This window comes from Paenibacillus oryzisoli, from assembly GCF_001653565.1.
GTDB classification, from domain to species: Bacteria; Bacillota; Bacilli; order Paenibacillales; family NBRC-103111; genus Paenibacillus_E; species Paenibacillus_E oryzisoli.
In genome coordinates this window covers 204,454-227,279 of sequence record NZ_LYPB01000091.1, presented here as the reverse complement: position 1 = coordinate 227,279, position 22,826 = coordinate 204,454, and the positions used below count along the sequence as shown (strand labels likewise).

The window sequence follows — 22,826 nt, the reverse complement described above, 5'->3', positions numbered from 1 at the left end:
TTTTGTCGTAAGCGAATAAGCGCAACCGACTGATCATATATTCTTTCGAAAGCCGTATGTGCTTCATAAAATATGAGCGAAAAAAAGTTGTAACGCATCTATCATATTTCTATCGAAAGTACATATATTTTTACTAGTCCAAATGAATGTACGAGTAGTCAATTGTTACCGTCACTAGAGTCAGTTGACGACCAAACTGTAGGAGGGATTCTCTTGGAGAAAGTGGATATCTTTAAGGACATTGCAGAACGAACGGGAGGGGACATTTACCTGGGGGTTGTCGGCGCAGTCCGGACAGGGAAATCAACCTTTATTAAGCGTTTTGTGGAATCTGTAGTGCTTCCGAACATTCAAAGCGAAGCGGATAGGATCCGGGCTACCGATGAACTCCCGCAGAGCGCTGCTGGCCGCACGATTATGACAACGGAGCCGAAATTCGTACCGAATACGGCGGTTCAAATTTCTGTGGCCGAAGGGTTGAACGTAAACGTTCGCCTGGTTGATTGTGTTGGATATGCAGTCGATGGCGCCAAAGGCTATGAAGACGAGAACGGACCTCGGATGATTAATACACCATGGTTCGATGAGCCGATTCCTTTCCAAGAAGCGGCAGAGATTGGAACGCGCAAAGTCATACAAGAGCACTCTACATTGGGTGTCGTGGTTACGACAGATGGCACAATTTCGGATATTCCACGGTCTTCTTATGTATTGGCAGAAGAAAGAGTAATTAATGAACTCAAAGAGGTAGGAAAGCCTTTCATTGTGATCATTAACTCTCAGAAGCCAAACAGTGAGCCTGCACTTGAGCTGCGCAGCGAGCTGCAAAGCCGCTATGATGTTCCGGTTGTAACGATGAGTGTAGCTAGCGCTGGGGAAGAAGAAATGGTCTCCGTGCTTCGTGAGGTTCTGTATGAGTTCCCAGTTCATGAAGTCAATGTGAACTTACCTAGCTGGGTGATGGTTCTGGACGAGAATCATTGGCTGCGGACACAGTTCGAAGCTTCCGTTCGCGATACGGTACAGGATATCAGACGCTTACGTGATGTTGACCGTGTTGTCAGTCAATTTGCTGAATATGAGTTTATCGACAAGGCAGCTTTAGCCGGGCTGAGTATGGGGCAAGGAGTAGCAGAAATTGATCTATTTGCACCTGATGAGCTCTATGATCGCATTCTCGTCGAGGTCGTGGGTGTTGAGATTCGCGGGAAAGATCATCTTCTTCAGCTTATGCAGGATTTCACACATGCCAAGAGGGAATATGATCAATTCGCAGAAGCACTTGAAATGGTCAAAACAACCGGTTATGGCATCGCACCACCTACGCTCGCTGAGATGGCGTTAGATGAGCCTGAATTGATCCGCCAGGGCTCCAGATTCGGCGTACGTCTAAGAGCGACAGCACCGTCCATTCATATGATTCGAGTAGATGTAGAATCCGAGTTCTCACCTATCATCGGTACTGAGAAGCAAAGTGAAGAACTTGTCCGCTATCTCATGCAGGATTTTGAAGATAATCCGCTTAAGATTTGGGAGTCTGATATTTTCGGCAGAAACCTTCATTCGATTGTTCGTGAAGGTATACAAGGCAAGCTTGCTCAAATGCCTGACAATGCCAGATACAAACTTCAAGAAACGCTTGGGCGTATTATTAATGAAGGCTCAGGTGGCTTGATCGCCATTATCTTGTAAGAAAATGTAGACAAAAAACACTCGAAAGGGTGTTTTTTGTCGTTTTCTAACGTAAAGACCCACATAAATTGGAAATAGATACTTGAAATTGCTCCCTGAGTGTATTACTATGAATTTATTCGTCTGCTTTCAAAGTTCATTTTGCTTAGAAAATCAACGATTTTTCAGAAGTTTATGTATAATTTTTGGGAAAACGGTGAAAACAGGAAGTAACGGTAGTAAGAAATTTTGGGGGGAGGTGAATGGCATGAATAAATCTGAATTGATCAACAAAGTTGCGGAAACATCTGAGCTTTCCAAGAAAGACGCAACGAAAGCAGTAGATGCTGTTTTTGATGCAATTTCTGAAGCATTGCAAGGTGGAGATAAAGTACAATTGGTTGGGTTTGGTAACTTCGAAGTTCGTGAACGTTCTGCTCGTAAAGGACGCAATCCACAGACTGGTGGAGAAATTGATATTCCAGCAAGTAAAATCCCAGCTTTCAAACCTGGTAAAGCACTTAAAGATGGCATTCAATAATTTGTATTTATACATAGGATTGAACGTTACATAATTATAAAGCCGTGACCGCTAAATGCGGATACGGCTTTATTTGTTTTGCCTGAAAATGGCTTTACAATTTGAAATTCTCCTACTATACTTACAAAAGTGAATGCGTTATTTGTGGCTGTAAACGTGACGGGGTATGGCGCAGCCTGGTAGCGCGCACCCTTGGGGTGGGTGAGGTCGCACGTTCGAATCGTGTTACTCCGATAATGACAGAGACATCGGTGTTCGATGTCTTTTTCTATTGCCAAGATTATGCGCAAGTAATCTTTCATGTGTTTGAATCTCTTGGATTACGTAGGGGGTACGGGGTTGACTAAGTTGAAGTTGAATGAGCTTATGAAGTCAATGGATTGGACAATGTTCGGAATAATAGCATCAATTTTCTTAATATGGCAAATTGGCACAGTAGGCAACTGGAGTACAGAATGTTGGATATTACTATGTATTTGCTTATTAGGTGTGCGAAAGGATCAGATTGATGTGGATTGGAAACGCTTTTTTCTGATCGGCATTCCATTATTAGGTGTTTTTTATTATTTTTATGGGTCAGGCAATGGATTTTGGTGGAAAATTGCGAATTGGATGTTTGAAAATAATCGACATCCGTGGCGCTGGGATAGCTATATGAACGCGATCCCGTTGAATTCCGGAGGATGGGCAAGGTGGATCTCAACGCCATTTTTAGATAGAGCGATGGTCTGGGTGTACAATTATGGCTTTGTACTTTCACTTTGGATCTGTATTGTTCGCAGTTTCTGGACACGTAGTGTCAAAAAAATGTTGTCATACGCACTTTCTGGTCATATGCTGCAATTTCCACTTATCTTACCTTTTTATAATTTGATTTTGCTTCATGAGGTATGGTATGTAAATAAGCAGCCTGATTTACTACATCGTGTGTTTGCAGATGAAAACTCCTTATTAGTTGCCGTGATGAATTGCTTTCCGAGTATGCATACGTCCATTTCGTTCGCTATGCTGTTACTTGCACTGCGGGAGAAGGATCGTATTTTCAAATATATGATGGTTATGTACTGTGGGGCTATTATTTTTTCGACGTTGTATTTGCAAATTCATTGGGTGATCGATGTGATTGCAGGCATGTTATTCGCCTATGGTACCGTTAAATTGACTGATTTCCTTATTCGTATAGGGGCGAGTCATGTTGTGCCAGCGAAGTTCAAACGATTTTATAGTAAACGTGCTGCTCCTGCATCTTCAGAATTAACTATGTAGGACATGTTGACTTCTGGTTGCATTTTTTGGCATCATTAGGTAAGAGATTTAAGGGTAGGTAAGAACGGAGGATGGATATGGAACAATCGAATAAGTCAGATCAATCAAGTTCGAACGGTAACGAGTATTTCGTCATTAAAGCGAAAGATAATGGTGTTCATGTAATTGGGTTAACTCGTGGACAAGACACACGTTTCCATCATACAGAGAAGTTAGACAAGGGCGAAGTAATGATTGCGCAGTTCACAGAGCATACTTCCGCGGTTAAAGTTAGAGGCAAAGCATTGATAATGACCAAGTTTGGCACGATTGATACAGAAGAATAAGAGATAATCATATAAAAGCAGGCATAGCCTGCTTTTTTTCTATGTACAATGGTGTATAGGACTTGTTTCTTGGGATAACCTGTGGGTTATTCAGCTCCTGCATATGCTTAGGAGGTGTTGATTGTGAAATGGCCAATGCGTATTGTGATCACATTAGGTATTTCGGTTGTTGTTGCGATAAGTCTATCCATGTTGCCGAAGATGGATCTATCATCGGGTTTAGGGTCGGACTACACGTGGTCCAATAATCGGGGGGGACAGCTTACCGAAAATAATTTGGCCGATCTGTTAGTTCAAATTCCACTGCAGCTGCGAATAAGGAAAGTTGAGCTGAGTACGTCTCGATTGTCACTTGATTTGAGTTTGCCCAAGAATGCGGAGACCATTGCGGTATATCGGGATTTGTATACAATTGCACAAACGATGCTTGTAAACACGAAGAATGTTGATCAAGTATGGGTACGGATCATTGACTATTCCGGAACAGTCGATACAACTTCAACGCAACTTGTCCTAGCTATGGTTGCTCAACGTGAATTTGGCAAAGATATGGAGAAGAAACCGTCAGAGCTGAGTTTAATTCAATTGGAGCAAGAGCTTCAGAACCGATTTCGCATCACCTATACTTCCAAATGGCAACAAAAGTATCCACTATAATTTATTGTGCTTCTATTAACGTGTTATGCTATAATAATTTGGATTGAGACATCCAGTTTCATAAAATGATATTTGGCATACGGTTACGGAGGCTTTTGCATGAATTCTTATCGGATCCCTGAGATCGCTAAACAGTACACGGAGTATGATATGATCCAAATTCACACAGACTTGCCCGATTTTCCCGAGTTGCGCACACGTCTGTTGTTTGCATTCTTGAATGAAAATAACAAACTCAGCTCCTTAAGTGAATTATTTACTGTAGCAACAGCACTTGTGCAGTTAGGTCTCGATACGCATGATCTTGTGACAGCATCCAATGATGTCAAGGAGAAGAAAGCATCAAGGTCTAGGCAGCTAAAAGTGCTTGCGGGCGATTATTTTAGTGCGAGATTTTATCATTTGTTAGCTAAAACTGGGCAGATCGATATGATTAAACAACTATCAAATGCGATCTGTGAAGTCAATCGGTTAAAGATGAGCAGCTATACGAAAATGAAACAGCTGAAACTGACGGCAGAAGATTACATTCACCTCACGGTGGAAATTAAATCTCAGCTTTTTTTGTCTTTTTCAGAGGTCATGAATGGGACAAACAAACAAGCATGGCCTGAAATTCTACGAGGCTTTGTGAGATGTGAGCTCTTATTTACAGAAATTTTTCGGATAGAAACGATTTCTAAATTCAGGGGTAGCTGGGGTTATTGGCATATTAACCAGAACGGCACACGAGAAGAGCGGAAGTTGTTGCAAGGTGAAGAGGTAGATACAACGAAGGTACGTACACTTCTGCATAAATACAATATATCTTCACAATTGTATCAATTGCTTAGCGTTCAATCGAAGCAATTGCAGGACTTTGTTAAAAAGTTGGAATCGGATATGCTACAAAGTGAACTCTTTCACATGGGAGAGCCCTTTTTACGATGGACTGGGGAGCATCCTAAAGTGTTAGAAGAAATTTAAGGGGACCTGGGAATGAGTGTAAGCAATACGAATAGTGATAAAAAAGGGAAAAGTAAAGAAGAATTTGTACATGATGTTTTTGAAAGTATCGCACCTAAATATGATTTGATGAATAATATCATTAGTTTTAATCGGCACAAAGCTTGGCGCAAATTTGCAATGAAGAAGATGAACGTGCAGCCTGGGGATACAGCCATAGATTTATGCTGTGGAACTTGTGATTGGACAATTAGTTTAGCACAGGCGAGTGGAACAGGGAAAATGGTTGGATTGGATTTCAGTCAGAACATGCTGGATATTGGTGCGGAGAAAATTAATCAATTACGCTTAGATCAGCAAGTCGAGCTTATACAAGGAAATGCGATGAGTCTTCCGTTTGACGACAATACGTTTGACTTTGCTACAATCGGGTTTGCCCTGCGTAACGTTCCCGATCTTGAGCAGGTTATTCGTGAAATGCAACGTGTCGTCAAGCCCGGAGGACTAGTTGTGTCTTTAGAGTTATCCAAACCAACGTGGCAACCGTTTAAGTCCATTTATTATGTATATTTTCGGCATATCATGCCGTTCCTTGGTAAATTGATTGTAAAGAAGTATGAACAATACAAGTGGTTACCGGAATCATTAATTTCTTTTCCAGATCATAAGCAACTCGCGGCTATCTTCTCGAAGAATGGTTTAGATCATGTACAAGCCCATCCACTCTTTGGTGGAGTCGCCGCACTACATGTAGGGACTAAAGGGAATAAGAAATCAGGAGTGTAATACACATATGTTTACTAAACTAAAAATATTTCTCGAGATGATTAAATTTGAACACAGTGTGTTTGCGTTACCATTTGCTTTCATGGGAGCTATTCTGGGTTCCGTTGTGTGGCAAGGTCACTTACCTAGCTGGGCACAGATCGGGTGGATCACCTTAGCTATGGTGGGAGCACGAACTGCCGCGATGGCCTTGAATCGTGTAATTGATCAAGCTATTGATAAGCGTAATCCAAGAACTGCGAATCGTGCTATTCCAGCCGGGCTCATTTCAATACCGCAAGTGATTCTTTATATTGTCATTTCGTTTGCTGTTCTTTTCTGGGCAACCTATCATCTAAGTACATTGTCCATGAAACTGCTCCCTATTGCTGTTTTCTTTCTTGTGATATATTCCTATACCAAAAGGTTCACGTGGACATGCCATTTCGTGCTGGGTCTGACGTTGGGGCTTGCTCCGCTCGGGGGTTGGATTGCGATTACAGGTGAATTTACATGGTCGTCAATCATCTTTTTCCTAACCGTTGCATGTTGGAGTGCAGGTTTCGATCTTATTTATGCTTGCCAGGATGCCGAGTTTGATCGTAAGGAAGGGTTGCATTCACTCCCAAGTCGATTTGGTATCAAAGCAGCGCTACAAACAGCACGTGTCCTGCATGTCTTAACTGCAATCGGTTTAGTATCGTTGTTTTTCATAACGCATCTTAGTTGGTTATATTTGATCGGATTAGTGATTGCCTATATCCTGCTGTTTAAAGAACATCGGCTTGTGACTCCGCAGGATTTGTCCAAATTAAATACGGCTTTCTTCACGATGAATGGCATATTGAGTTTAGTGATGTTTACCTTCACCTTACTTGATGTTCTTGTGAGCAAGCACTCATGAGTAAAGGTAATTGGGTTATTGGTATTTCGGGTGCGAGTGGAGCTATCTACGGCGTTAGATTATGTGAAGTACTATTGGATCTTGGTTTAGATGTACATCTTATTATTTCAGATGCCGGATGGCGTGTTCTGCAAGATGAACATGATTGGCATGTATCGAAACGCACAGAGGTACTAGAGAAACACTTCGGTGGACGAGCAGGCTCGTATGAATATCACCCCGTAGCGAATATTGGAGCGACAGTGGCAAGTGGTTCTTTTCGCACCAAGGGGATGGTTGTCATTCCATGTTCGATGGGGACATTATCCGGCATTGCGCATGGTTCGTCCGATAACTTACTTGAGCGTACCGCGGACGTCATGCTGAAAGAAGGAAGAAAATTAATTCTGGTGCCGAGGGAAACACCTCTGCATGCTATACACTTAGAAAATATGCTAACCCTAACAAGAATGGGTGTACGAATGATACCGGCTATGCCAGCCTTCTACAATCGTCCGCGCTCAATCGATGAGATGGTTGACTTTTTGGTAGGTAAAGTGATGGATAGCATGGAGATTGATCATTCCTTGTACCGCAGATGGGGGGATATTGATGAGCAGCCTAGACCCTAAAATTCGAATAGGTCGAATCAATTATACGAATGTGTGGCCGATCTATTATTATTTTCCTGAGGAAATGAATAGTTCTGAAGTCGATATAATTGAACAGGTACCTACATCACTGAATAAAGCGATGGCTGAAGGCCAAATTGATATGGGCCCGATTTCTTCATTTTCATATGGTCAATTTTTTGAGGATTATATGCTTTTTCCGGATCTATCCGTTAGCTCTTATGGTGAGGTCAACTCCATTTTACTTTTCCATGACAAGCCATTACGGGAAATTGTGAATGGGAAAATTATGCTTCCTACGACGTCTGCGACTTCCGTTAATTTACTCAAAATTATTCTGGAAAAGTTTTATAAAGGCAAGCCGACGTACGAGTATGCGAAACCGAATTTAGAGCAAATGATGGAGGGAGCAGATGCTGCTCTTCTCATTGGTGACGATGCCATTAAGGAAAGTTGGCGGAATCAGAAGTATATGATTACGGACCTTGGTCAAGAGTGGGCCAAATGGACGGGGAAATGGATGACATTCGCTGTCTGGGCAATCCGTAAAGAAACGATTCGTAAATATCCAGAGCTTGTTACTACGATTTTTGAAGCATTTAAGGCTAGTAAGGAAAAAGCACATCGCGAGCCGAAATATATGATTGAAGAGGCACGAGCTACCGTAGGCGGCAGTTCCGACTATTGGCATCATTATTTTCATACTTTGTGTTATGATTTCGCTGCTGAGCAGTGGGAAGGACTTCAATCGTACTATCAGTACTGTTACGAACTTGGTTTCTTGCCGAAGCCAGTTCAGATTGGTATTTGGGAAGATAATAATTTGGCACGGGTGACCGAATGAAAAATTTGTTGGAGATATACGCCAGAAAAAGAAGAGATATTTCAGCGATAGAAAAAGAGCTGGAAGAGAGTGTGAATAACGATCATTCTCTCTTAAGAGAAACTTCAATTCATTTACTTAAAGCGGGAGGGAAACGGATAAGACCCGTTTTCGTTCTGCTGTCTGGTGAATTTGGCAACTATGAACTTCAAACAATGAAACACGTAGCAGTCCCATTAGAACTTATTCATATGGCTTCGCTTGTGCACGATGACGTGATTGATGATGCTAACACACGGCGTGGTCAATTAACGGTTCGCTCCAAATGGGATAATCGTATAGCCATGTTTACGGGAGATTATATATTTGCAAGAGCGCTAGGTGTAATCACTCAGATTCCAGATCCGAGAGTTCATCAGATTATGTCCAAGGCGATTGTAGAAATGTCCATTGGAGAAATGGAGCAAATTCGTTTTTTCTTTCATTCTGAGCAATCCATTCGCGACTATTTGCTTCGCATTAGGCGCAAAACTGCGTTGTTAATCGCGATCTCTTGCCAATTAGGTGCTATGGCTTCAGGCGCTCCTGACTGGTTGAGCACTAAATTGTATAATTTTGGTTATAATGTAGGTATGGCCTTCCAAATCAGGGATGACATTCTGGATTTAACAGGTACCGAGAAACAGATCGGGAAACCGCCGGGAAGTGATGTCAAGCAAGGGAATATTACGCTGCCCATCATCTTGTGTCTACAAGATCCAGCTATAAAGCCGATGATATTGACAGAACTTGATCGAATACATAAACTGGATGGACAAACCGATGTAAGTCGATTCTTAGAAATGATTCGAGGCAGTGCTGGCATCAAGGAAGCCGATCGACTCTCCCAGGTGTATATTGATAAAGCGATTTCGTCATTAGACAAGCTGCCTAATAACCAAGCGAAGAAAGATCTTATCGAAATCGCTCATTTTATTGGGAATCGATCTTATTAACGAAGTGAATGCTTACGAAGCTAGTTTTCTGACGAAAACTTTTAGGAGGTAGTCTTCCAATGGAAAAAACATTTCTTATGGTTAAACCAGATGGTGTACAACGTGGTCTTATTGGCGAGATTGTAAAACGGTTTGAACAGAAAGGGTTTCAATTGATTGCAAGTAAGTTGACGGTTATTTCCCGAGAACAAGCCGAGATTCACTATGCGGAGCATAAGGGAAAAGATTTTTTCGAGAGACTTGTGAATTTTATTACATCAGGACCGGTTTTTGCAATGGTATGGCACGGTGATCAAGTTATCGCATTGTCCAGAACCATGATTGGCAAAACGAATTCATTGGAAGCCGCACCTGGAACCATTCGTGGTGATTATGCTGTACATACGAATCTCAATCTGATTCATGGGTCTGATTCACCTGAAAGTGCCCAGCGTGAAATCAATAATTTCTTTCAGCCAAACGAAATATTTACATATTCAAAGAACATACAAGAATGGATCTAAACGCATAACGCAAAGAATCTGATATCTGAGACGATTCAGGTTCTTTTTGTTTTTATATAAAGGAATTTGTTAAATCCACACAGAATGTATCAAGGTACATAATGATCAAGGTGGGTGCACAGCATGGAAGATCAAGATTTTTTGTTGTTTATTAAAAAAATTAAGGAACACACGTCCATTGATCTTGCGTTATATAAAGAAGCGCAAATGAAGAGACGACTAACTACCTTGCGGATGAAGCGAGGTTACAATACGTTTATTTCTTTTTTTGAAGCGATGATGAAGGACAAGGAACTGTTCTATGAATTCTTGGATCGGATGACGATCAATGTTTCAGAGTTCTGGAGAAACCCGAACCGTTGGGAGCTAGTGGAACAGAAATTCATTCCAGAGATGCTTAAGCGTAATCGACGGTTGAAGATTTGGAGTGCAGCCTGCTCTACAGGTGAAGAACCTTACACGTTAGCTATGATTTTAGCGGAGCAAGGTGCATTGGGTGAAACGAGCTTACACGCGACAGATATTGACGATGGCGCCTTGGAGAAAGCACGTAAAGGGTTGTACTTGGATCGTTCTGTACGTGATGTACCAAGTAACTATGTGAAGAAATATTTTAAACAAGATGGCTTGATGTATCACGTTTCGGATGAACTCAAAAAGGCAGTGAAATTTCAAAAGCAAAATCTGCTTGTTGATACATTTGATACCGGTTACGATCTCATCGTATGTCGTAATGTCATTATTTATTTTACGGAAGAAGCGAAGCATGTGCTGTACCAGAAGTTTGCCAAAGCCCTAAAACCAGGCGGTCTTCTTTTCGTTGGTTCGACAGAGCAGATATTTTCCCCTAGTCAATATGAACTGGAAGCGGCTGAAACATTCTTTTATCGGAAAAAGGGAGTATAAGAACTTCCTTATTTTCCAATACTAAGATGTAGCAATGCAAAGTGAGGGAACACCAAGCTTTGAACAATGCATACACGCTTAGGGGGCTATCATGGACAAACGCAAGGTGATTACCGCTTATCGCAGAGGAATGATTTCCATTCAAGAATGTGCTCAGATCTTAGGAGTGGATTCCTCACAAATTACAGGACTAATGAATGATCCTCAGCTTAGTGAGCCTCCGAGGGTCGTCCAGAAGCAGCATATGCACGGGTAATTGTGGTTCCTGATTAGATAATGACACGCTTGCGCGGAAGGGTTTGTCCCTGACCTGTGAAGCGTGTTTTTGCATTTGTGTTGTTGCCAAACCTGAGTAGCTATACTATAATGACAACAGATAATCGCGCGTCAAAGCGCTAAAGTGCTAGATAGTGCATGTTTTTTCGTGGCGCATGAAGTTAGTAAGTTCGGTTTTTCCATACTAGTATGTTTATATACGGAGTTCGATGTTCTTCGTAAAATTCTTAGGGGGTAACGGATTGTGAGATATTTAACAGCAGGTGAAACGCATGGCCCGCAGCTCACTGCGATTATTGAAGGGTTTCCAAGCAATGTAAACCTTAACTTTGAAGACTTAAACCATCAATTACATAGACGTCAAAAAGGCTATGGTCGTGGTCGTCGGATGCAAATTGAGAAGGATACGGCTACGATTGCAGGTGGCGTACGTCATGGTAAAACTACAGGTGCACCTATCGCGCTTGTTGTCGTGAATAATGACTGGAAACATTGGACTTCGGTTATGGGGATTGAACCTGTTGAAGAAGATAACGAAGGCAAACGCCGTGTGAACCGTCCTCGTCCTGGACATGCGGATTTAAATGGCGGCCTCAAATATAATCAAAAAGATTTGCGTAATATTTTGGAACGATCCAGTGCGCGTGAAACAACGATGCGTGTAGCTACTGGAGCTGTTGCTCGTCAATTGCTTGCAGAGTTCGGAATCAAAGTAGCTGGACAAGTTATTCGCATTGGTGATGTCGAAGTAGAGCGTCAAGAGCTTCCAGTTGATGAACTGATTCGTATTACAGAAGAATCACCAGTACGTGTTGTTGACAAAGAAGCAGAAGCCAAAATGATCGCTGCCATTGATGCTGCCAAAGAAGATGGCGATACATTGGGCGGGATCGTTGAAGTAATAATCGAAGGTGTGCCTGTTGGCCTTGGTAGTCATGTACAGTGGGACCGGAAACTGGATGGTAAAATTGCGCAAGCTGTTCTTTCTATTCAAGCATTCAAAGGCGTGGAGTTCGGAATCGGTTTCGAAGCGGCAGAGCGCAGAGGTTCTAATGTTCATGACGAAATCCTGTACTCACAAGAAGAAGGTTTCAGACGCAGAACGAATCGTGCCGGCGGATTCGAAGGCGGAATGACAACAGGCGAGCAAATCATCGTCCGCGGTGTAATGAAGCCGATCTCGACGTTGTACAAGCCTTTGCAAAGCGTTGATATCGATACGAAAGAAGTATTTACAGCTCAGGTGGAGCGTTCCGATACTTGTGCCGTGCCAGCAGCAGGCGTCATCATGGAGAATGTGATTGCTTGGGAAGTGGCGAATGCACTCTTAGATAAATTCGGTGGAGACTCCATTGAAGAAATTCGTACGAACCTTACGAATTTCCTCAAGCAAGTGGAGAACTACTAAGATGAGAGAACTTACCGTAGAGCTTGGAGAACGTTCTTATCCCATATATATTGGCCAAGGCATTCTTACCAATATCTCGGCACTGTTCGATCGCGCAAAGCTTAGCCGCAAATCGCCGCTGCTCATCGTCACCGACGAATCGGTGGCGGCCTTGCACTTGGAGCGCGTCCTGACGCTGCTCCGTGACGGCGGCTTCGCCGTGACAGCCTGCGTTGTGCCCGCAGGCGAAACATCCAAATCCCTCGCGCAGCTCGAGGGAATCGTCACCGCCGCCCTCCAGGCGGGCCTTGATCGCAATTCTGCGATCATTGCCCTCGGAGGCGGCGTGGTCGGCGATCTCGCCGGCTTCGCTGCGGCGAGCTTTATGCGCGGGATCCGCTTCGTGCAGATCCCGACGACCATCCTTGCCCACGACAGTTCTGTCGGCGGCAAGGTCGCGGTCAACCACCCGATGGCGAAGAACATCATCGGGGCGTTTCACCAGCCTGAGCTCGTCCTCTTCGACATTGACTTGCTGTTAACTCTGCCTGAGCGTGACGTGAAGGCTGGCCTGTCTGAAGTGATCAAGCATGGCTTGATCTGGGATGCTGCTTTCACACAGTGGTGCGATGAAAACGCAGACAAGCTGTTAGGGTTAGATCCAGAAGCATTAAGTTATGCACTCTACATAGGTTGTCAGGTGAAAGCCATCGTCGTTTCCCAAGACGAACGCGAGAATGATCTCCGTGCGATACTGAACCTTGGACACACCATTGGTCATGCATTAGAAGCCGTAGCAGGCTACGGAGAATTGCTGCACGGTGAGGCTATTGCGATTGGGATGGTTGGTGCTGCTAAGCTTGCTCAGCAGTTTGGCTACAGCGAGGACATACACACAGTAACCAGAGGTTTATTTGTGAAATACGGATTGCCTGTGCGTATACCATCACATTTGGACACAGATCGCATTATGAGTGCTATGATGCATGATAAGAAATTCAAAGAAGGTACGATGGTGTATATCATCCCGACCGAAATTGGCAAAGTCGAGATTCGTAAGGATGTTACTTCACAGCAAGTGAGAGAGATTGTCGACCTTCTAAAAGGGGAGAAATAACCGATGTACTTAAGGGGAATTCGTGGAGCAACAACGGTTGAACGTAACGAGGCAGAAGAGATTCTAGCGGCTACAAGCGAGCTTCTGCAAGCTATTATAGAAGCGAATGATTTCCTTCCTGAAGATATTGGATCTGTTTTCATCACGGTAACAGCAGATATCACAGCGATATTTCCGGCAGTAGCGATTCGCTCGCTAGTAGGCTGGGAGCTTGTTCCTTTGATGTGTTCCTTGGAAGTACCCGTTGAGAATGCATTGCCCAAATGTATTCGTTTGATGGTTCAGGTGAACACGACCAAATCTCAAGCGGAGATTAACCATGTGTATTTGAAGGAAGCCAAAAAACTTCGTCCTGATATTGTTAAATTGACAAATGAAGCTACCCGGTAGTATAGTGAAGTTAGATGAGTTTAGGTTAGTAGAGCAGAGTTTAGTAGAGTAGAGCAGAGCCGAGTTGAGATGAGAAAAGCGAAATAGCTATATGGCCAGTGGTTCGTTCCCAAGAGGGATCGTCTATTTGTTCATACCTAGGCCTTATTTTCTTTTTTCACATTCATCCTGATCGTCTACTGAAACTAAAGTCAACCTCTACCCCTGGTAGAGGTTTTTTTGTATTCGAATAGAGTTTTGAGCGCAGCAGACCGCGAGTAGCTCACAAGCTGAGAGGGGATGTTTCCATGTATACACCTGAATTGCAAGAAGTCATTCGTTTGTCCAAAGATTATAATCTTATCCCAGTGGTGCGTCATTTACTAGCTGATACCGAGACGCCAATACGTGTGTTCCAACATTTATATCAAGAGCCTCGTGCTTTTTTATTAGAAAGCGTAGAGGGAGGAGTGAAATGGGCTCGTTATTCCTTCTTAGGCAGCGATCCATTCTTGATGATCACGGCGAAGCATGGAAAAACAACGGTCGAAACGGGATCCGAGAGAAAAATCACGGATGAGAAACCGATCGAAGTGTTGAAGGCTTATCTTCGTTCCTACTCCAGTCCTCAGCTTGCTGACCTTCCACGATTTACAGGCGGTGCGGTTGGATTCTTCGGATATGATTTATTGCAATACTATGAGAAACTACCTCCTCATCGCATTGATGACTTACAAATGAATGATATTCAATTCATGTTTTGCGATCAGGTCATCGTTTTTGATCATTTCAAACAACAGATCAAAGTGATTGCGAACCTACATGTTCCGAAATTTGCAACGGATGCGGATATTGCGAAAGCTTATCAAGCAACCTGTGAGAAAATCGATGCCACGATTGAGAAGATTAAACGCCCTCTTAGTTCCGATACGATGACGCACAACCCAATTGTGTCAGAACCAGAATTAGGTGAAATTCGCTCGAATATTACGAAAGATAAGTTCATTGCCAACGTGAATAAGGCCAAAGAATACATTCGTGCCGGCGATATTTTCCAAGTCGTGCTGTCGCAGCGTTTTGAACTGGAAACAACGGTTTCTCCTTTGCAGGTGTATCGTGTGCTTCGAACCATGAATCCATCTCCCTATATGTATGTGCTTAAAATGGACGATGAGATTATCGTAGGAACGTCGCCTGAACTGCTAGTGCGAGTTGAGGAAGAAAAAGTAGAGACGCGGCCAATTGCTGGAACAAGACCTAGAGGAAAAACGCCTGAGGAAGATCACGCGCTTGAGTTGGAGTTGCTTGCCGATGAGAAAGAACGTGCAGAGCATTTGATGTTGGTTGACTTAGGTCGAAATGATATCGGGCGTGTCTCGGAATTCGGTACAGTCAAATGTGATACCTTCATGGACATCGAACGCTATTCACACGTGATGCATATCGTTTCCAATGTGTCTGGCAAAATTGCCAAGGATAAGGATTTCTTCGATGCTTTCCTATCCTGTATGCCTGCAGGCACGGTGTCTGGAGCACCGAAGCTGAGAGCAATGGGCATTATTGCTGAACTCGAGCCTGAGTCTCGCGGATCTTACGCGGGTGCGATTGGTTATCTCGGATTTTCCGGTAACTTAGACACGTGTATTACGATCCGAACGATTGTGTTCAAAAAAGGTAAAGCCTATGTACAGGCTGGAGCAGGAATCGTTTGGGATTCTGTACCTGAGAGCGAATATCAAGAAACCGTGAACAAAGCAACGGCTTTGCTGAAATCAATTCGTATGGCAGAAGCCATGTTCAGTCCTGAGCCTAGACCTGTTAGCGAAATTAACAAAGATTATTGGGTTAACTCATAGAAGGAAGGGGCATGGAAGAATATGAGTGGAATCAATACGATTCAGCAAGCACTTGGTAAAGTGATTAGCGGCAATCATTTATCCCGGGAAGAAGCACGAAGTGTCATGTCTGAAATTATGGACGGGGCTGCCTCACCGGCACAGATAGGCAGTCTGTTAACGGCACTGCGAATCAAAGGGGAAACCTTTGAAGAGATTACAGGGTTTGCAGAGACGATGCGGAGCAAAGCTGTACAAGTGAATGTACACCAAAGTGATCTCCTCGATACATGCGGAACAGGTGGAGATGGCGCGGACACTTTCAATATTTCTACAACAGCTGCTATTGTAGCATCAGCAGGCGGCATACGAGTAGCGAAGCATGGCAATAGAGCGATGTCGAGTAAAAGCGGGAGTGCGGATGTCCTAGAAGCACTTGGCGTAAAGATTACTTTGAGCGGGGAACAAGCTGCAAAGTGTCTAGAGCGTACTGGCATTTGCTTTATGTTCGCACAGGCATATCATCAATCGATGAAACATGTTGCAGCACCGCGCAAAGAACTTGGATTTAGAACGGTTTTCAATTTACTTGGACCGTTAACGAATCCTGCGGGCGCAGATCGCCAGGTCCTTGGGGTCTTTGACAAAACCAAGACAGAGATGTTAGCACAATCGTTGCAAGCACTTGGGTTGAAGCGCGCACTTGTTGTGGCAAGCGAAGATGGTCTGGATGAGTTTAGTATCTCAGCACCTACCAAAGTGACAGAGTTGAAAACAGATGTAATCACCACGTATACGATAACGCCTGACGATTTAGGACTACGTGCACATAGTATCAAAGATGTAGCTGGCGGGGATGCTTCACTCAACGCAGAAATAATTCGTCATATATTTGCTGGTGAGAAAGGACCTCACCGTGACATTGTACTTGCGAATGCAGCAGCGTGTTTCTATGTGACTGGACTTGTGGGCACGCTGCAACAAGGGGTCAAATATGCAGCTGACGTAATCGATTCGGGACGTGCGGAGCAAAAATTACATGATCTAATCCAATACACAGGAGAACTATGCCATGTTTCTTGATAAAATTGTTGCTACGAAACGCATTGAAGTAGATGCGATGAGCCACTTTTCGATTGCGGAAGCTGAAAAGCTAATTTCTCAGCTTCCGCCTTGTTTAGGCTTTGAGCGGGCATTAACGCTAGGGAAAAACCGCTCCATGGGGCTTATTGCGGAAGTGAAGAAAGCTTCACCATCCAAAGGATTAATTCGCGCGGATTTCGAACCTGTTGAATTGGCTAAGTCCTACGAACGTGCAGGTGCCGATTGTATTTCGGTATTGACCGATGTTTCGTATTTCCAAGGAAGCAATGATTATTTGCAAGCTGTGCGTAAAGCGGTCAATGTTCCATTGTTACGCAAAGATTTCACCATCGACCCGAAACAAATCTACGAAGCCAGGTTACTGGGAGCAGATGCCATCCTGCTTATTGCAGCCATTCTGACGACAGAGCAGATGAAGCAATATTTGACACTTGCCAAGGATCTTGGTTTAGATGCACTTGTTGAGGTTCATGATCGTGAAGAGTTGGAGCGCGCTTTGGAGCTGGATACTCAAATGATAGGTGTAAATAATCGAAATTTAAAAACTTTCGTAACCGATTTAGGAACAACGGAAGAACTAATAAGTTATATGCCAAAGGGTAAAACTGTTGTGAGCGAGAGCGGTATTTCTACGGTTGAAGATATGGCCTATGTTGAGAAAGTAGGGGCACAAGCTGTACTCATCGGTGAGCACTTCATGCGTCAACCCGTCGTTGAACAAGCGGTTCATCAGTTGATGGGTGAGCTGACCAACAAGGTGTAGTTATAAGTAGAAAGAGGCGGATTTGATGACTGTAGGAACGATTCCAACGGTAAAAATTTGTGGACTTCAAAGCGTTGAAGTGTTAAAATCAATCGTACATTTGCCGATAGCTCATATCGGCTTTGTTTTTGCACCAAGCAAGCGGCAGGTCACGCCGGAGAAGGCAGCCGAGCTGATTGCTTTTATGAAAGCAGAGCAAGCGAAGGGTCAGACCGTCCCGCAATCTGTTGGTGTATTTGTTAATCCAACGAAGGAGCAATTGATCGGAATCCTAGCTGTTGCTCCCTTGGATATCGTGCAGCTTCATAGTCAGGAAACACCAACTTTCTGTGGTTGGGTTCGTGAGCATTTTCATGTACAGGTATTCAAATCCGTGTCCATCTCCAAAACAGAAGATGCCATACCTTCTCTTTCCAAGGTAGCGGAGCAATTAAATCCTTATATTGGGCATGTAGATGCCATCTTGTTAGATACTTTCGACCCCATATATGGAGGCGGTTCTGGGAGAACTTTTGCATGGGATTGCATTCCTGTGTATCAAGAGTGGGCTCGAACGTCCGGTATTCAATTATTAGTAGCTGGTGGACTCCGCCATGATAACGTAGATCAATTAGTGCATGCATACGCTCCTGATGGCGTTGATGTATCGAGTGGCGTGGAGACAGATGGCGTGAAAGATATTGCGAAAATAACTGCGTTTGTGGAAAGGGTGACCCGTAAGTGACACAAGTACCTGATCAGCATGGTAGATTTGGCAAGTTCGGTGGCCGTTATGTACCAGAGACATTGATGAATGCCTTACATGAGCTTGAAGAAGCTTATGCCAAATATAAAGATGATCCCGCGTTTATTGCCGAAGTCCGTTATTTGCAAAAGCAGTATTCCGGTAGACCTACTCCGCTTTATTATGCAGAGCGCTTAACAGAGCTTCTGGGCGGAGCCAAAATATATTTGAAACGTGAAGATTTAAACCATACAGGCGCGCACAAAATTAACAACACCATCGGACAGGCAGTTCTTGCCAAGCGCATGGGCAAAAAGAAAATTATCGCAGAAACTGGGGCAGGTCAGCATGGTGTGGCTTCAGCAACTGTTGCAGCCTTAATGGGTTTCGAATGTAAAGTATTCATGGGCGAAGAAGACACGAAGCGTCAGCAATTGAATGTGTTTCGAATGAAATTGTTAGGTTCAGAAGTCATTCCTGTTACGTCAGGAACGCGTACTTTGAAAGATGCTTGTAACGAAACATTGCGATACTGGGTGAGTAATGTCCAAGATACGTATTATATTCTTGGATCTGTGACTGGACCCCATCCGTATCCGATGATGGTTCGTGATTTCCAACGTGTGATCGGGGACGAGTCCCGTGAACAAATTTTGGAAACTGAAGGCCGTTTGCCAGATGCTGTAGTTGCTTGTGTAGGCGGGGGCAGTAATGCCATGGGGATTTTCTATCCCTTCGTTGGGGATGAGTCCGTGAAATTGATTGGTGTTGAGGCAGCGGGCCGCGGCATTAACACTGAAGAGCATGCAGCAACGATGACCAAAGGAACACCAGGCGTATTCCAGGGGTCACTCAGTTACTTGCTTCAGGATGAGTATGGTCAAGTTTTGCCGGCGCATTCGATTTCAGCCGGTCTAGATTACCCTGGAATTGGTCCCGAACATGCCTATCTCAAAGATGCCGAACGTGCTACCTACTATCCAATTACGGATCAAGAAGCGTTGGATGCACTTCAATTGCTGAGCCGTACTGAGGGTATTATTCCTGCATTAGAGAGTGCACATGCTATTGCGCAAACGCTCAAATTAGCACCAACGATGTCCAAAGATCAGATCATTATCGTAAGCTTGTCAGGCCGCGGTGATAAAGATGTGGAATCCATTATTAGCTATCTTGGCGAGGGGGTATAGGCGATGAACCGTATTGACAGTCGTTTTGCTGAACTCAAAGCCCGCGGTGAAACAGCAATGATCCCTTTTTTAACGATTGGTGACCCTTCGATCGAGGCATCCTTGGAGCTCATACTAGAAATGGAACGCGCAGGCGCGGATTTAATCGAGCTTGGTGTACCTTATTCGGATCCTCTAGCAGACGGACCGGTTATTCAGCGCTCTTCTGAGCGCGCTTTGCAGCGTAAAATCTCAATCTTTGATGTCATTGATGTTGCGAAACAGGCAAGGAATCGCGGCTCACAGCTGCCATTTATTCTTTTTACCTACTATAATCCGGTTCTCCAAATTGGATTGGAACGTATTTTTAAAGTGATGCAGGAAAATGAAATTAGTGGCATTATCATTCCAGATCTCCCGCTGGAAGAAGATAGCGAGACCAGAGGGATTGCTGAGCAATATGGTGTTCATCTGATTCCATTAGTAGCACCAACCTCGAATGAACGTGTACAGCGGATTGCATCCAGTGCTCGCGGATTCGTTTATTGTGTATCTTCCCTTGGGGTAACGGGCGAGCGTGCGGAATTCTTTGGAGGTATTGAAGATTTCCTTACAACCGTTCGTGAAGCTGCGTCTGTTCCGATTGTTGTTGGTTTCGGCATATCTTCGCGTGAGCAAGTTGAACGATTTGAGAAGTTGTGCGATGGTGTTGTCGTAGGGAGTGCGATTGTTCGTACGATCGAGAGCGCGTTACCACATTTCACAGAGAATGCTGCTCATCCAGAAGGTCTTAAACAAATAGGTGATTTTGTAGGGCAATTAAAACGTTCGAACCACTAATTGATGAGGTGACTTCATGAAACCGAAACAAACGATTATACATTTACCCGTGTATCAACCAGGCAAGCCGATCGAGGAAGTCAAGCGTGAGCTTGGACTGACGGAAGTGATTAAACTGGCTTCCAATGAGAATCCATTTGGGTCCTCCCCTAACGTCAAGGCCGCCATTGAAGCAGAGATAGCTAATATTAGCCTGTATCCAGATGGAGGCGCTGTACAATTAACTGAAGCTGTTGCGGCTTCTCTAGGCGTTGATACGAATCAACTTATTTTCGGTGCTGGCTCCGATGAAGTTATCCTGATGCTAGCTCGTGCTTTTCTAGTTCCCGGTGATGAATCTGTTATGGCATCACACACATTCCCGCAATACAAACACAATTGTGAAATCGAAGGGGCAATCTCCATTGAAGTTCCATTGAAAGATGGAACGCACGATTTGGATGCGATGGCTGCAGCGATTACGGATCGTACCAAGATTGTTTGGATCTGTAACCCGAACAACCCAACTGGCACGATGAACACGGATGCGGAAATTAAAGCGTTCTTAGCTAAAGTTCCCGCACATACGATCGTTGTACTTGATGAAGCGTATTGCGAGTACAATACTACAGGTGAGTTCCCTGATAGCATTGAGCTTATTGGTCAATACAAAAATGTAATCTCGCTGCGTACGTTCTCCAAAATCTATGGGTTGGCTTCCCTTCGCATTGGCTATGGCATTGGGCACCCAGATGTCATTCGCTCGATTAATCAAGTTCGAGAGCCTTTCAATACGACTCGTTTCGCACAAGCCGCTGCGCTTGCAGCGATTAAGGATCAGGATTTCATCGCGAGCTGCCGCGAAGCCAATACTGCTGGATTAACATACTTAGAAGAACAATTCAAACAACTTGGGCTGCACTCGTTCCCTGCACACGGTAATTTTATTATGGTGGACGTTGCTCGTCCAGCCTCAGACGTATTCAATGGCTTATTACGCCGTGGGCTAATAGTTCGTGGTGGGCATATGCTGGGCTTCCCAACATCACTGCGTGTCACTATAGGCTCAAGTGAGCAAAATGCCAAATTCATTGCGGCTTTAACGGAAGTTCTTGCAGAGGTTCCAGTTCTAGTCTAATTCAGAAGATAAAGGTTGATTCTTGCCATGACGAAAATAGCAATATTCGGAGTAGGTCTGATCGGTGGATCTCTTGCCTTATGTTACAAAGGAAAACCAGAATTTACCGTTATCGGTCACTCACCCAATCCGAATTCCGTCGAAAAGCTGCTGAAGCGGAATGTTGTTGACCATGCAACTACAGATATGGCTGAAGCTGTTGATGGGGCTGATTATATTTTCCTATGTGTACCCGTTGGTAATTTGGAGGAATATGTTCAGAAGCTGATGAAGCTGCCTTTGAAACGAGGCTGTATTATTACGGATGTGGGCAGTACGAAAGCATCCATCACAGAAAGCGCAGCAGCGCACTTGAAGGAAGGCTACTATTTCATTGGTGGTCATCCGATGGCAGGCTCTGAGCGGCATGGGGTGGAAGCTGCCTCATCGCATCTGTATGAGAATGCTTTTTATGTCTTGACACCAGCAGAAGGCACGCCACAAGCTGAGGTGGATCGGCTGACAAGTCTGCTTAGTCATACGAAGGCTCAAATTGTGCAAGTCGATGCTCGCGAGCATGATGACATTGTTGGGGCTATTAGTCATTTGCCACATATTATTGCCGTTGCGCTTGTTAATCAAGTAAGAGGCTATAACGAAAGTAATCCCTTATATCAAAACTTAGCGGCGGGTGGTTTTCGAGATATTACTCGGATTGCCTCGAGTGAACCGACGATATGGCGTGATATACTAGTCAATAATCGTCAAGTGTTACTCAAGTTGCTGAAGGATTGGAATGATGAGATTTCACGATTCGTTCATTTGATTGAGCAGAGTGACGGTGAAGGAATTGCCGAGCAGTTTCGGATTGCTGGTGAATTCCGCAACAAGCTGCCGGAGCGCCGTAAAGGTGTGCTTACTTCCTTATTTGATATTTATGTGGATGTACCCGATCACCCCGGCATTATCGGTTCGATTACATCACTGCTCGGAAATGCTCGAATCAATTTGAGTAATATTCAAATTATCGAGAGCCGTGAAGATGTGCCTGGTATTCTCCGGTTGTCATTCCGTAACCAAGAGGAAGCCGATCGCGCTTCGGCGTTATTAGGCAAAGAATATGCGGTGCATGTATAAATTTCGATATCTTTGCAACATTACAGGACTTTCTTTGTGTTGGTATGTACCTTCGCAAAGGAAGTTTTTTATTTTTTTATACACATTCACAGGTCA

Annotated in this window: 25 protein-coding genes and 1 tRNA gene; all 26 read left to right on the top strand. The window is 44.0% G+C overall.

The genetic code is table 11. The features are described from left to right. The first annotated feature begins 213 nt into the window (after positions 1 to 213). On the top strand, positions 214 to 1,692 hold the full coding sequence (spoIVA, locus tag A8708_RS31165; RefSeq protein ID WP_068670344.1) for a stage IV sporulation protein A: 1,479 nt from the start codon (positions 214 to 216) through the stop codon (positions 1,690 to 1,692). A gap of 247 nt (positions 1,693 to 1,939) precedes the next feature. Then, positions 1,940 to 2,212, top strand: coding sequence for an HU family DNA-binding protein (locus tag A8708_RS31160; protein WP_056614405.1), 273 nt, complete (start codon positions 1,940 to 1,942; stop codon positions 2,210 to 2,212). 160 nt (positions 2,213 to 2,372) lie between these two features. Continuing rightward, positions 2,373 to 2,446, top strand: a tRNA-Pro gene (locus tag A8708_RS31155). Positions 2,447 to 2,551: 105 nt separating this feature from the next. Next, positions 2,552 to 3,478 (top strand): phosphatase PAP2 family protein, encoded by a 927-nt coding sequence (locus A8708_RS31150; protein WP_068670342.1) that lies wholly within the window; start codon positions 2,552 to 2,554, stop codon positions 3,476 to 3,478. A gap of 77 nt (positions 3,479 to 3,555) precedes the next feature. Then, positions 3,556 to 3,804 carry a trp RNA-binding attenuation protein MtrB gene (gene mtrB / locus A8708_RS31145; RefSeq protein WP_068670340.1) on the top strand — a complete coding sequence of 83 codons (249 nt, stop codon included), beginning with the start codon at positions 3,556 to 3,558 and terminating at the stop codon, positions 3,802 to 3,804. A 123-nt stretch (positions 3,805 to 3,927) separates the two neighbouring features. Next, complete coding sequence (locus tag A8708_RS31140) at positions 3,928 to 4,461, top strand: hypothetical protein (RefSeq protein ID WP_082927923.1); 534 nt, start codon at positions 3,928 to 3,930, stop codon at positions 4,459 to 4,461. Between the two features lie 99 nt (positions 4,462 to 4,560). Next, the gene (locus tag A8708_RS31135; protein ID WP_068670338.1) at positions 4,561 to 5,427 is read left to right on the top strand and encodes a heptaprenyl diphosphate synthase component 1; all 867 of its coding nucleotides are present in this window, start codon (positions 4,561 to 4,563) and stop codon (positions 5,425 to 5,427) included. A gap of 12 nt (positions 5,428 to 5,439) precedes the next feature. Beyond that, a complete protein-coding gene (locus A8708_RS31130) occupies positions 5,440 to 6,192 on the top strand; it encodes a demethylmenaquinone methyltransferase (protein WP_068670337.1) in 753 nt (250 codons plus the stop codon). A gap of 7 nt (positions 6,193 to 6,199) precedes the next feature. Further along, on the top strand, positions 6,200 to 7,075 hold the full coding sequence (locus tag A8708_RS31125; RefSeq protein WP_068670336.1) for a UbiA-like polyprenyltransferase: 876 nt from the start codon (positions 6,200 to 6,202) through the stop codon (positions 7,073 to 7,075). After that, positions 7,072 to 7,686: a UbiX family flavin prenyltransferase gene (locus tag A8708_RS31120; protein WP_068670335.1), complete on the top strand. Its 615-nt coding sequence runs from the start codon at positions 7,072 to 7,074 to the stop codon at positions 7,684 to 7,686. The genes A8708_RS31125 and A8708_RS31120 overlap by 4 nt, the downstream gene beginning before the upstream one ends. Continuing rightward, positions 7,667 to 8,530 (top strand): menaquinone biosynthetic enzyme MqnA/MqnD family protein, encoded by an 864-nt coding sequence (locus A8708_RS31115; RefSeq protein WP_068670333.1) that lies wholly within the window; start codon positions 7,667 to 7,669, stop codon positions 8,528 to 8,530. Before A8708_RS31120 ends, A8708_RS31115 begins: the two co-directional genes overlap by 20 nt. Then, entirely contained in the window at positions 8,527 to 9,504 is a 978-nt protein-coding gene (locus tag A8708_RS31110; protein WP_068670331.1) for a polyprenyl synthetase family protein, read from the top strand. Before A8708_RS31115 ends, A8708_RS31110 begins: the two co-directional genes overlap by 4 nt. A gap of 59 nt (positions 9,505 to 9,563) precedes the next feature. After that, positions 9,564 to 10,007 (top strand): nucleoside-diphosphate kinase, encoded by a 444-nt coding sequence (gene ndk, locus A8708_RS31105; protein WP_068670329.1) that lies wholly within the window; start codon positions 9,564 to 9,566, stop codon positions 10,005 to 10,007. Positions 10,008 to 10,130: 123 nt separating this feature from the next. Continuing rightward, positions 10,131 to 10,913, top strand: coding sequence for a CheR family methyltransferase (locus tag A8708_RS31100; protein ID WP_068670327.1), 783 nt, complete (start codon positions 10,131 to 10,133; stop codon positions 10,911 to 10,913). 91 nt (positions 10,914 to 11,004) lie between these two features. Continuing rightward, positions 11,005 to 11,169, top strand: coding sequence for a hypothetical protein (locus tag A8708_RS35950; protein WP_167355947.1), 165 nt, complete (start codon positions 11,005 to 11,007; stop codon positions 11,167 to 11,169). Between the two features lie 264 nt (positions 11,170 to 11,433). After that, entirely contained in the window at positions 11,434 to 12,597 is a 1,164-nt protein-coding gene (gene aroC, locus A8708_RS31095; RefSeq protein ID WP_068670325.1) for a chorismate synthase, read from the top strand. Position 12,598: 1 nt separating this feature from the next. Next, entirely contained in the window at positions 12,599 to 13,693 is a 1,095-nt protein-coding gene (aroB, locus tag A8708_RS31090) for a 3-dehydroquinate synthase (protein WP_068670324.1), read from the top strand. Between the two features lie 3 nt (positions 13,694 to 13,696). Continuing rightward, positions 13,697 to 14,083, top strand: coding sequence for a chorismate mutase (gene aroH, locus A8708_RS31085; protein ID WP_068670323.1), 387 nt, complete (start codon positions 13,697 to 13,699; stop codon positions 14,081 to 14,083). A 287-nt stretch (positions 14,084 to 14,370) separates the two neighbouring features. Next, positions 14,371 to 15,918 (top strand): anthranilate synthase component I, encoded by a 1,548-nt coding sequence (trpE, locus tag A8708_RS31080; RefSeq protein WP_068670320.1) that lies wholly within the window; start codon positions 14,371 to 14,373, stop codon positions 15,916 to 15,918. Positions 15,919 to 15,939: 21 nt separating this feature from the next. Then, positions 15,940 to 16,980 carry an anthranilate phosphoribosyltransferase gene (gene trpD / locus A8708_RS31075; protein ID WP_068670318.1) on the top strand — a complete coding sequence of 347 codons (1,041 nt, stop codon included), beginning with the start codon at positions 15,940 to 15,942 and terminating at the stop codon, positions 16,978 to 16,980. Then, the gene (trpC, locus tag A8708_RS31070) at positions 16,970 to 17,764 is read left to right on the top strand and encodes an indole-3-glycerol phosphate synthase TrpC (RefSeq protein ID WP_068670316.1); all 795 of its coding nucleotides are present in this window, start codon (positions 16,970 to 16,972) and stop codon (positions 17,762 to 17,764) included. Before trpD ends, trpC begins: the two co-directional genes overlap by 11 nt. A gap of 25 nt (positions 17,765 to 17,789) precedes the next feature. Further along, complete coding sequence (locus A8708_RS31065; RefSeq protein ID WP_068670314.1) at positions 17,790 to 18,488, top strand: phosphoribosylanthranilate isomerase; 699 nt, start codon at positions 17,790 to 17,792, stop codon at positions 18,486 to 18,488. Continuing rightward, entirely contained in the window at positions 18,485 to 19,678 is a 1,194-nt protein-coding gene (gene trpB / locus A8708_RS31060; RefSeq protein ID WP_068670312.1) for a tryptophan synthase subunit beta, read from the top strand. Before A8708_RS31065 ends, trpB begins: the two co-directional genes overlap by 4 nt. Before the next feature lie 3 nt (positions 19,679 to 19,681). After that, positions 19,682 to 20,497: a tryptophan synthase subunit alpha gene (gene trpA / locus A8708_RS31055; protein WP_068670310.1), complete on the top strand. Its 816-nt coding sequence runs from the start codon at positions 19,682 to 19,684 to the stop codon at positions 20,495 to 20,497. A 16-nt stretch (positions 20,498 to 20,513) separates the two neighbouring features. Next, complete coding sequence (hisC, locus tag A8708_RS31050; protein ID WP_068670308.1) at positions 20,514 to 21,614, top strand: histidinol-phosphate transaminase; 1,101 nt, start codon at positions 20,514 to 20,516, stop codon at positions 21,612 to 21,614. Positions 21,615 to 21,641: 27 nt separating this feature from the next. Continuing rightward, positions 21,642 to 22,730, top strand: a complete 1,089-nt coding sequence (locus A8708_RS31045; protein WP_068670460.1) for a prephenate dehydrogenase — start codon at positions 21,642 to 21,644, stop codon at positions 22,728 to 22,730. Positions 22,731 to 22,826: the final 96 nt, after the last annotated feature.

Bases quoted from the DNA above. Each gene is read 5' to 3' on its own strand.
- A8708_RS31160 (WP_056614405.1), top strand. From the start codon at position 1,940: ATGAATAAATCTGAATTGATCAACAAAGTTGCGGAAACATCTGAGCTT.
- mtrB (WP_068670340.1), top strand. From the start codon at position 3,556: ATGGAACAATCGAATAAGTCAGATCAATCAAGTTCGAACGGTAACGAG.
- A8708_RS31110 (WP_068670331.1), top strand. From the start codon at position 8,527: ATGAAAAATTTGTTGGAGATATACGCCAGAAAAAGAAGAGATATTTCA.
- A8708_RS31115 (WP_068670333.1), top strand. From the start codon at position 7,667: ATGAGCAGCCTAGACCCTAAAATTCGAATAGGTCGAATCAATTATACG.
- A8708_RS31065 (WP_068670314.1), top strand. From the start codon at position 17,790: ATGACTGTAGGAACGATTCCAACGGTAAAAATTTGTGGACTTCAAAGC.
- trpE (WP_068670320.1), top strand. From the start codon at position 14,371: ATGTATACACCTGAATTGCAAGAAGTCATTCGTTTGTCCAAAGATTAT.
- aroH (WP_068670323.1), top strand. From the start codon at position 13,697: ATGTACTTAAGGGGAATTCGTGGAGCAACAACGGTTGAACGTAACGAG.
- trpC (WP_068670316.1), top strand. From the start codon at position 16,970: ATGTTTCTTGATAAAATTGTTGCTACGAAACGCATTGAAGTAGATGCG.
- A8708_RS31045 (WP_068670460.1), top strand. From the start codon at position 21,642: ATGACGAAAATAGCAATATTCGGAGTAGGTCTGATCGGTGGATCTCTT.
- trpA (WP_068670310.1), top strand. From the start codon at position 19,682: ATGAACCGTATTGACAGTCGTTTTGCTGAACTCAAAGCCCGCGGTGAA.
- A8708_RS31120 (WP_068670335.1), top strand. From the start codon at position 7,072: ATGAGTAAAGGTAATTGGGTTATTGGTATTTCGGGTGCGAGTGGAGCT.
- A8708_RS31125 (WP_068670336.1), top strand. From the start codon at position 6,200: ATGTTTACTAAACTAAAAATATTTCTCGAGATGATTAAATTTGAACAC.
- A8708_RS31135 (WP_068670338.1), top strand. From the start codon at position 4,561: ATGAATTCTTATCGGATCCCTGAGATCGCTAAACAGTACACGGAGTAT.
- aroB (WP_068670324.1), top strand. From the start codon at position 12,599: ATGAGAGAACTTACCGTAGAGCTTGGAGAACGTTCTTATCCCATATAT.
- ndk (WP_068670329.1), top strand. From the start codon at position 9,564: ATGGAAAAAACATTTCTTATGGTTAAACCAGATGGTGTACAACGTGGT.
- A8708_RS31100 (WP_068670327.1), top strand. From the start codon at position 10,131: ATGGAAGATCAAGATTTTTTGTTGTTTATTAAAAAAATTAAGGAACAC.
- A8708_RS31130 (WP_068670337.1), top strand. From the start codon at position 5,440: ATGAGTGTAAGCAATACGAATAGTGATAAAAAAGGGAAAAGTAAAGAA.
- hisC (WP_068670308.1), top strand. From the start codon at position 20,514: ATGAAACCGAAACAAACGATTATACATTTACCCGTGTATCAACCAGGC.
- trpD (WP_068670318.1), top strand. From the start codon at position 15,940: ATGAGTGGAATCAATACGATTCAGCAAGCACTTGGTAAAGTGATTAGC.
- A8708_RS35950 (WP_167355947.1), top strand. From the start codon at position 11,005: ATGGACAAACGCAAGGTGATTACCGCTTATCGCAGAGGAATGATTTCC.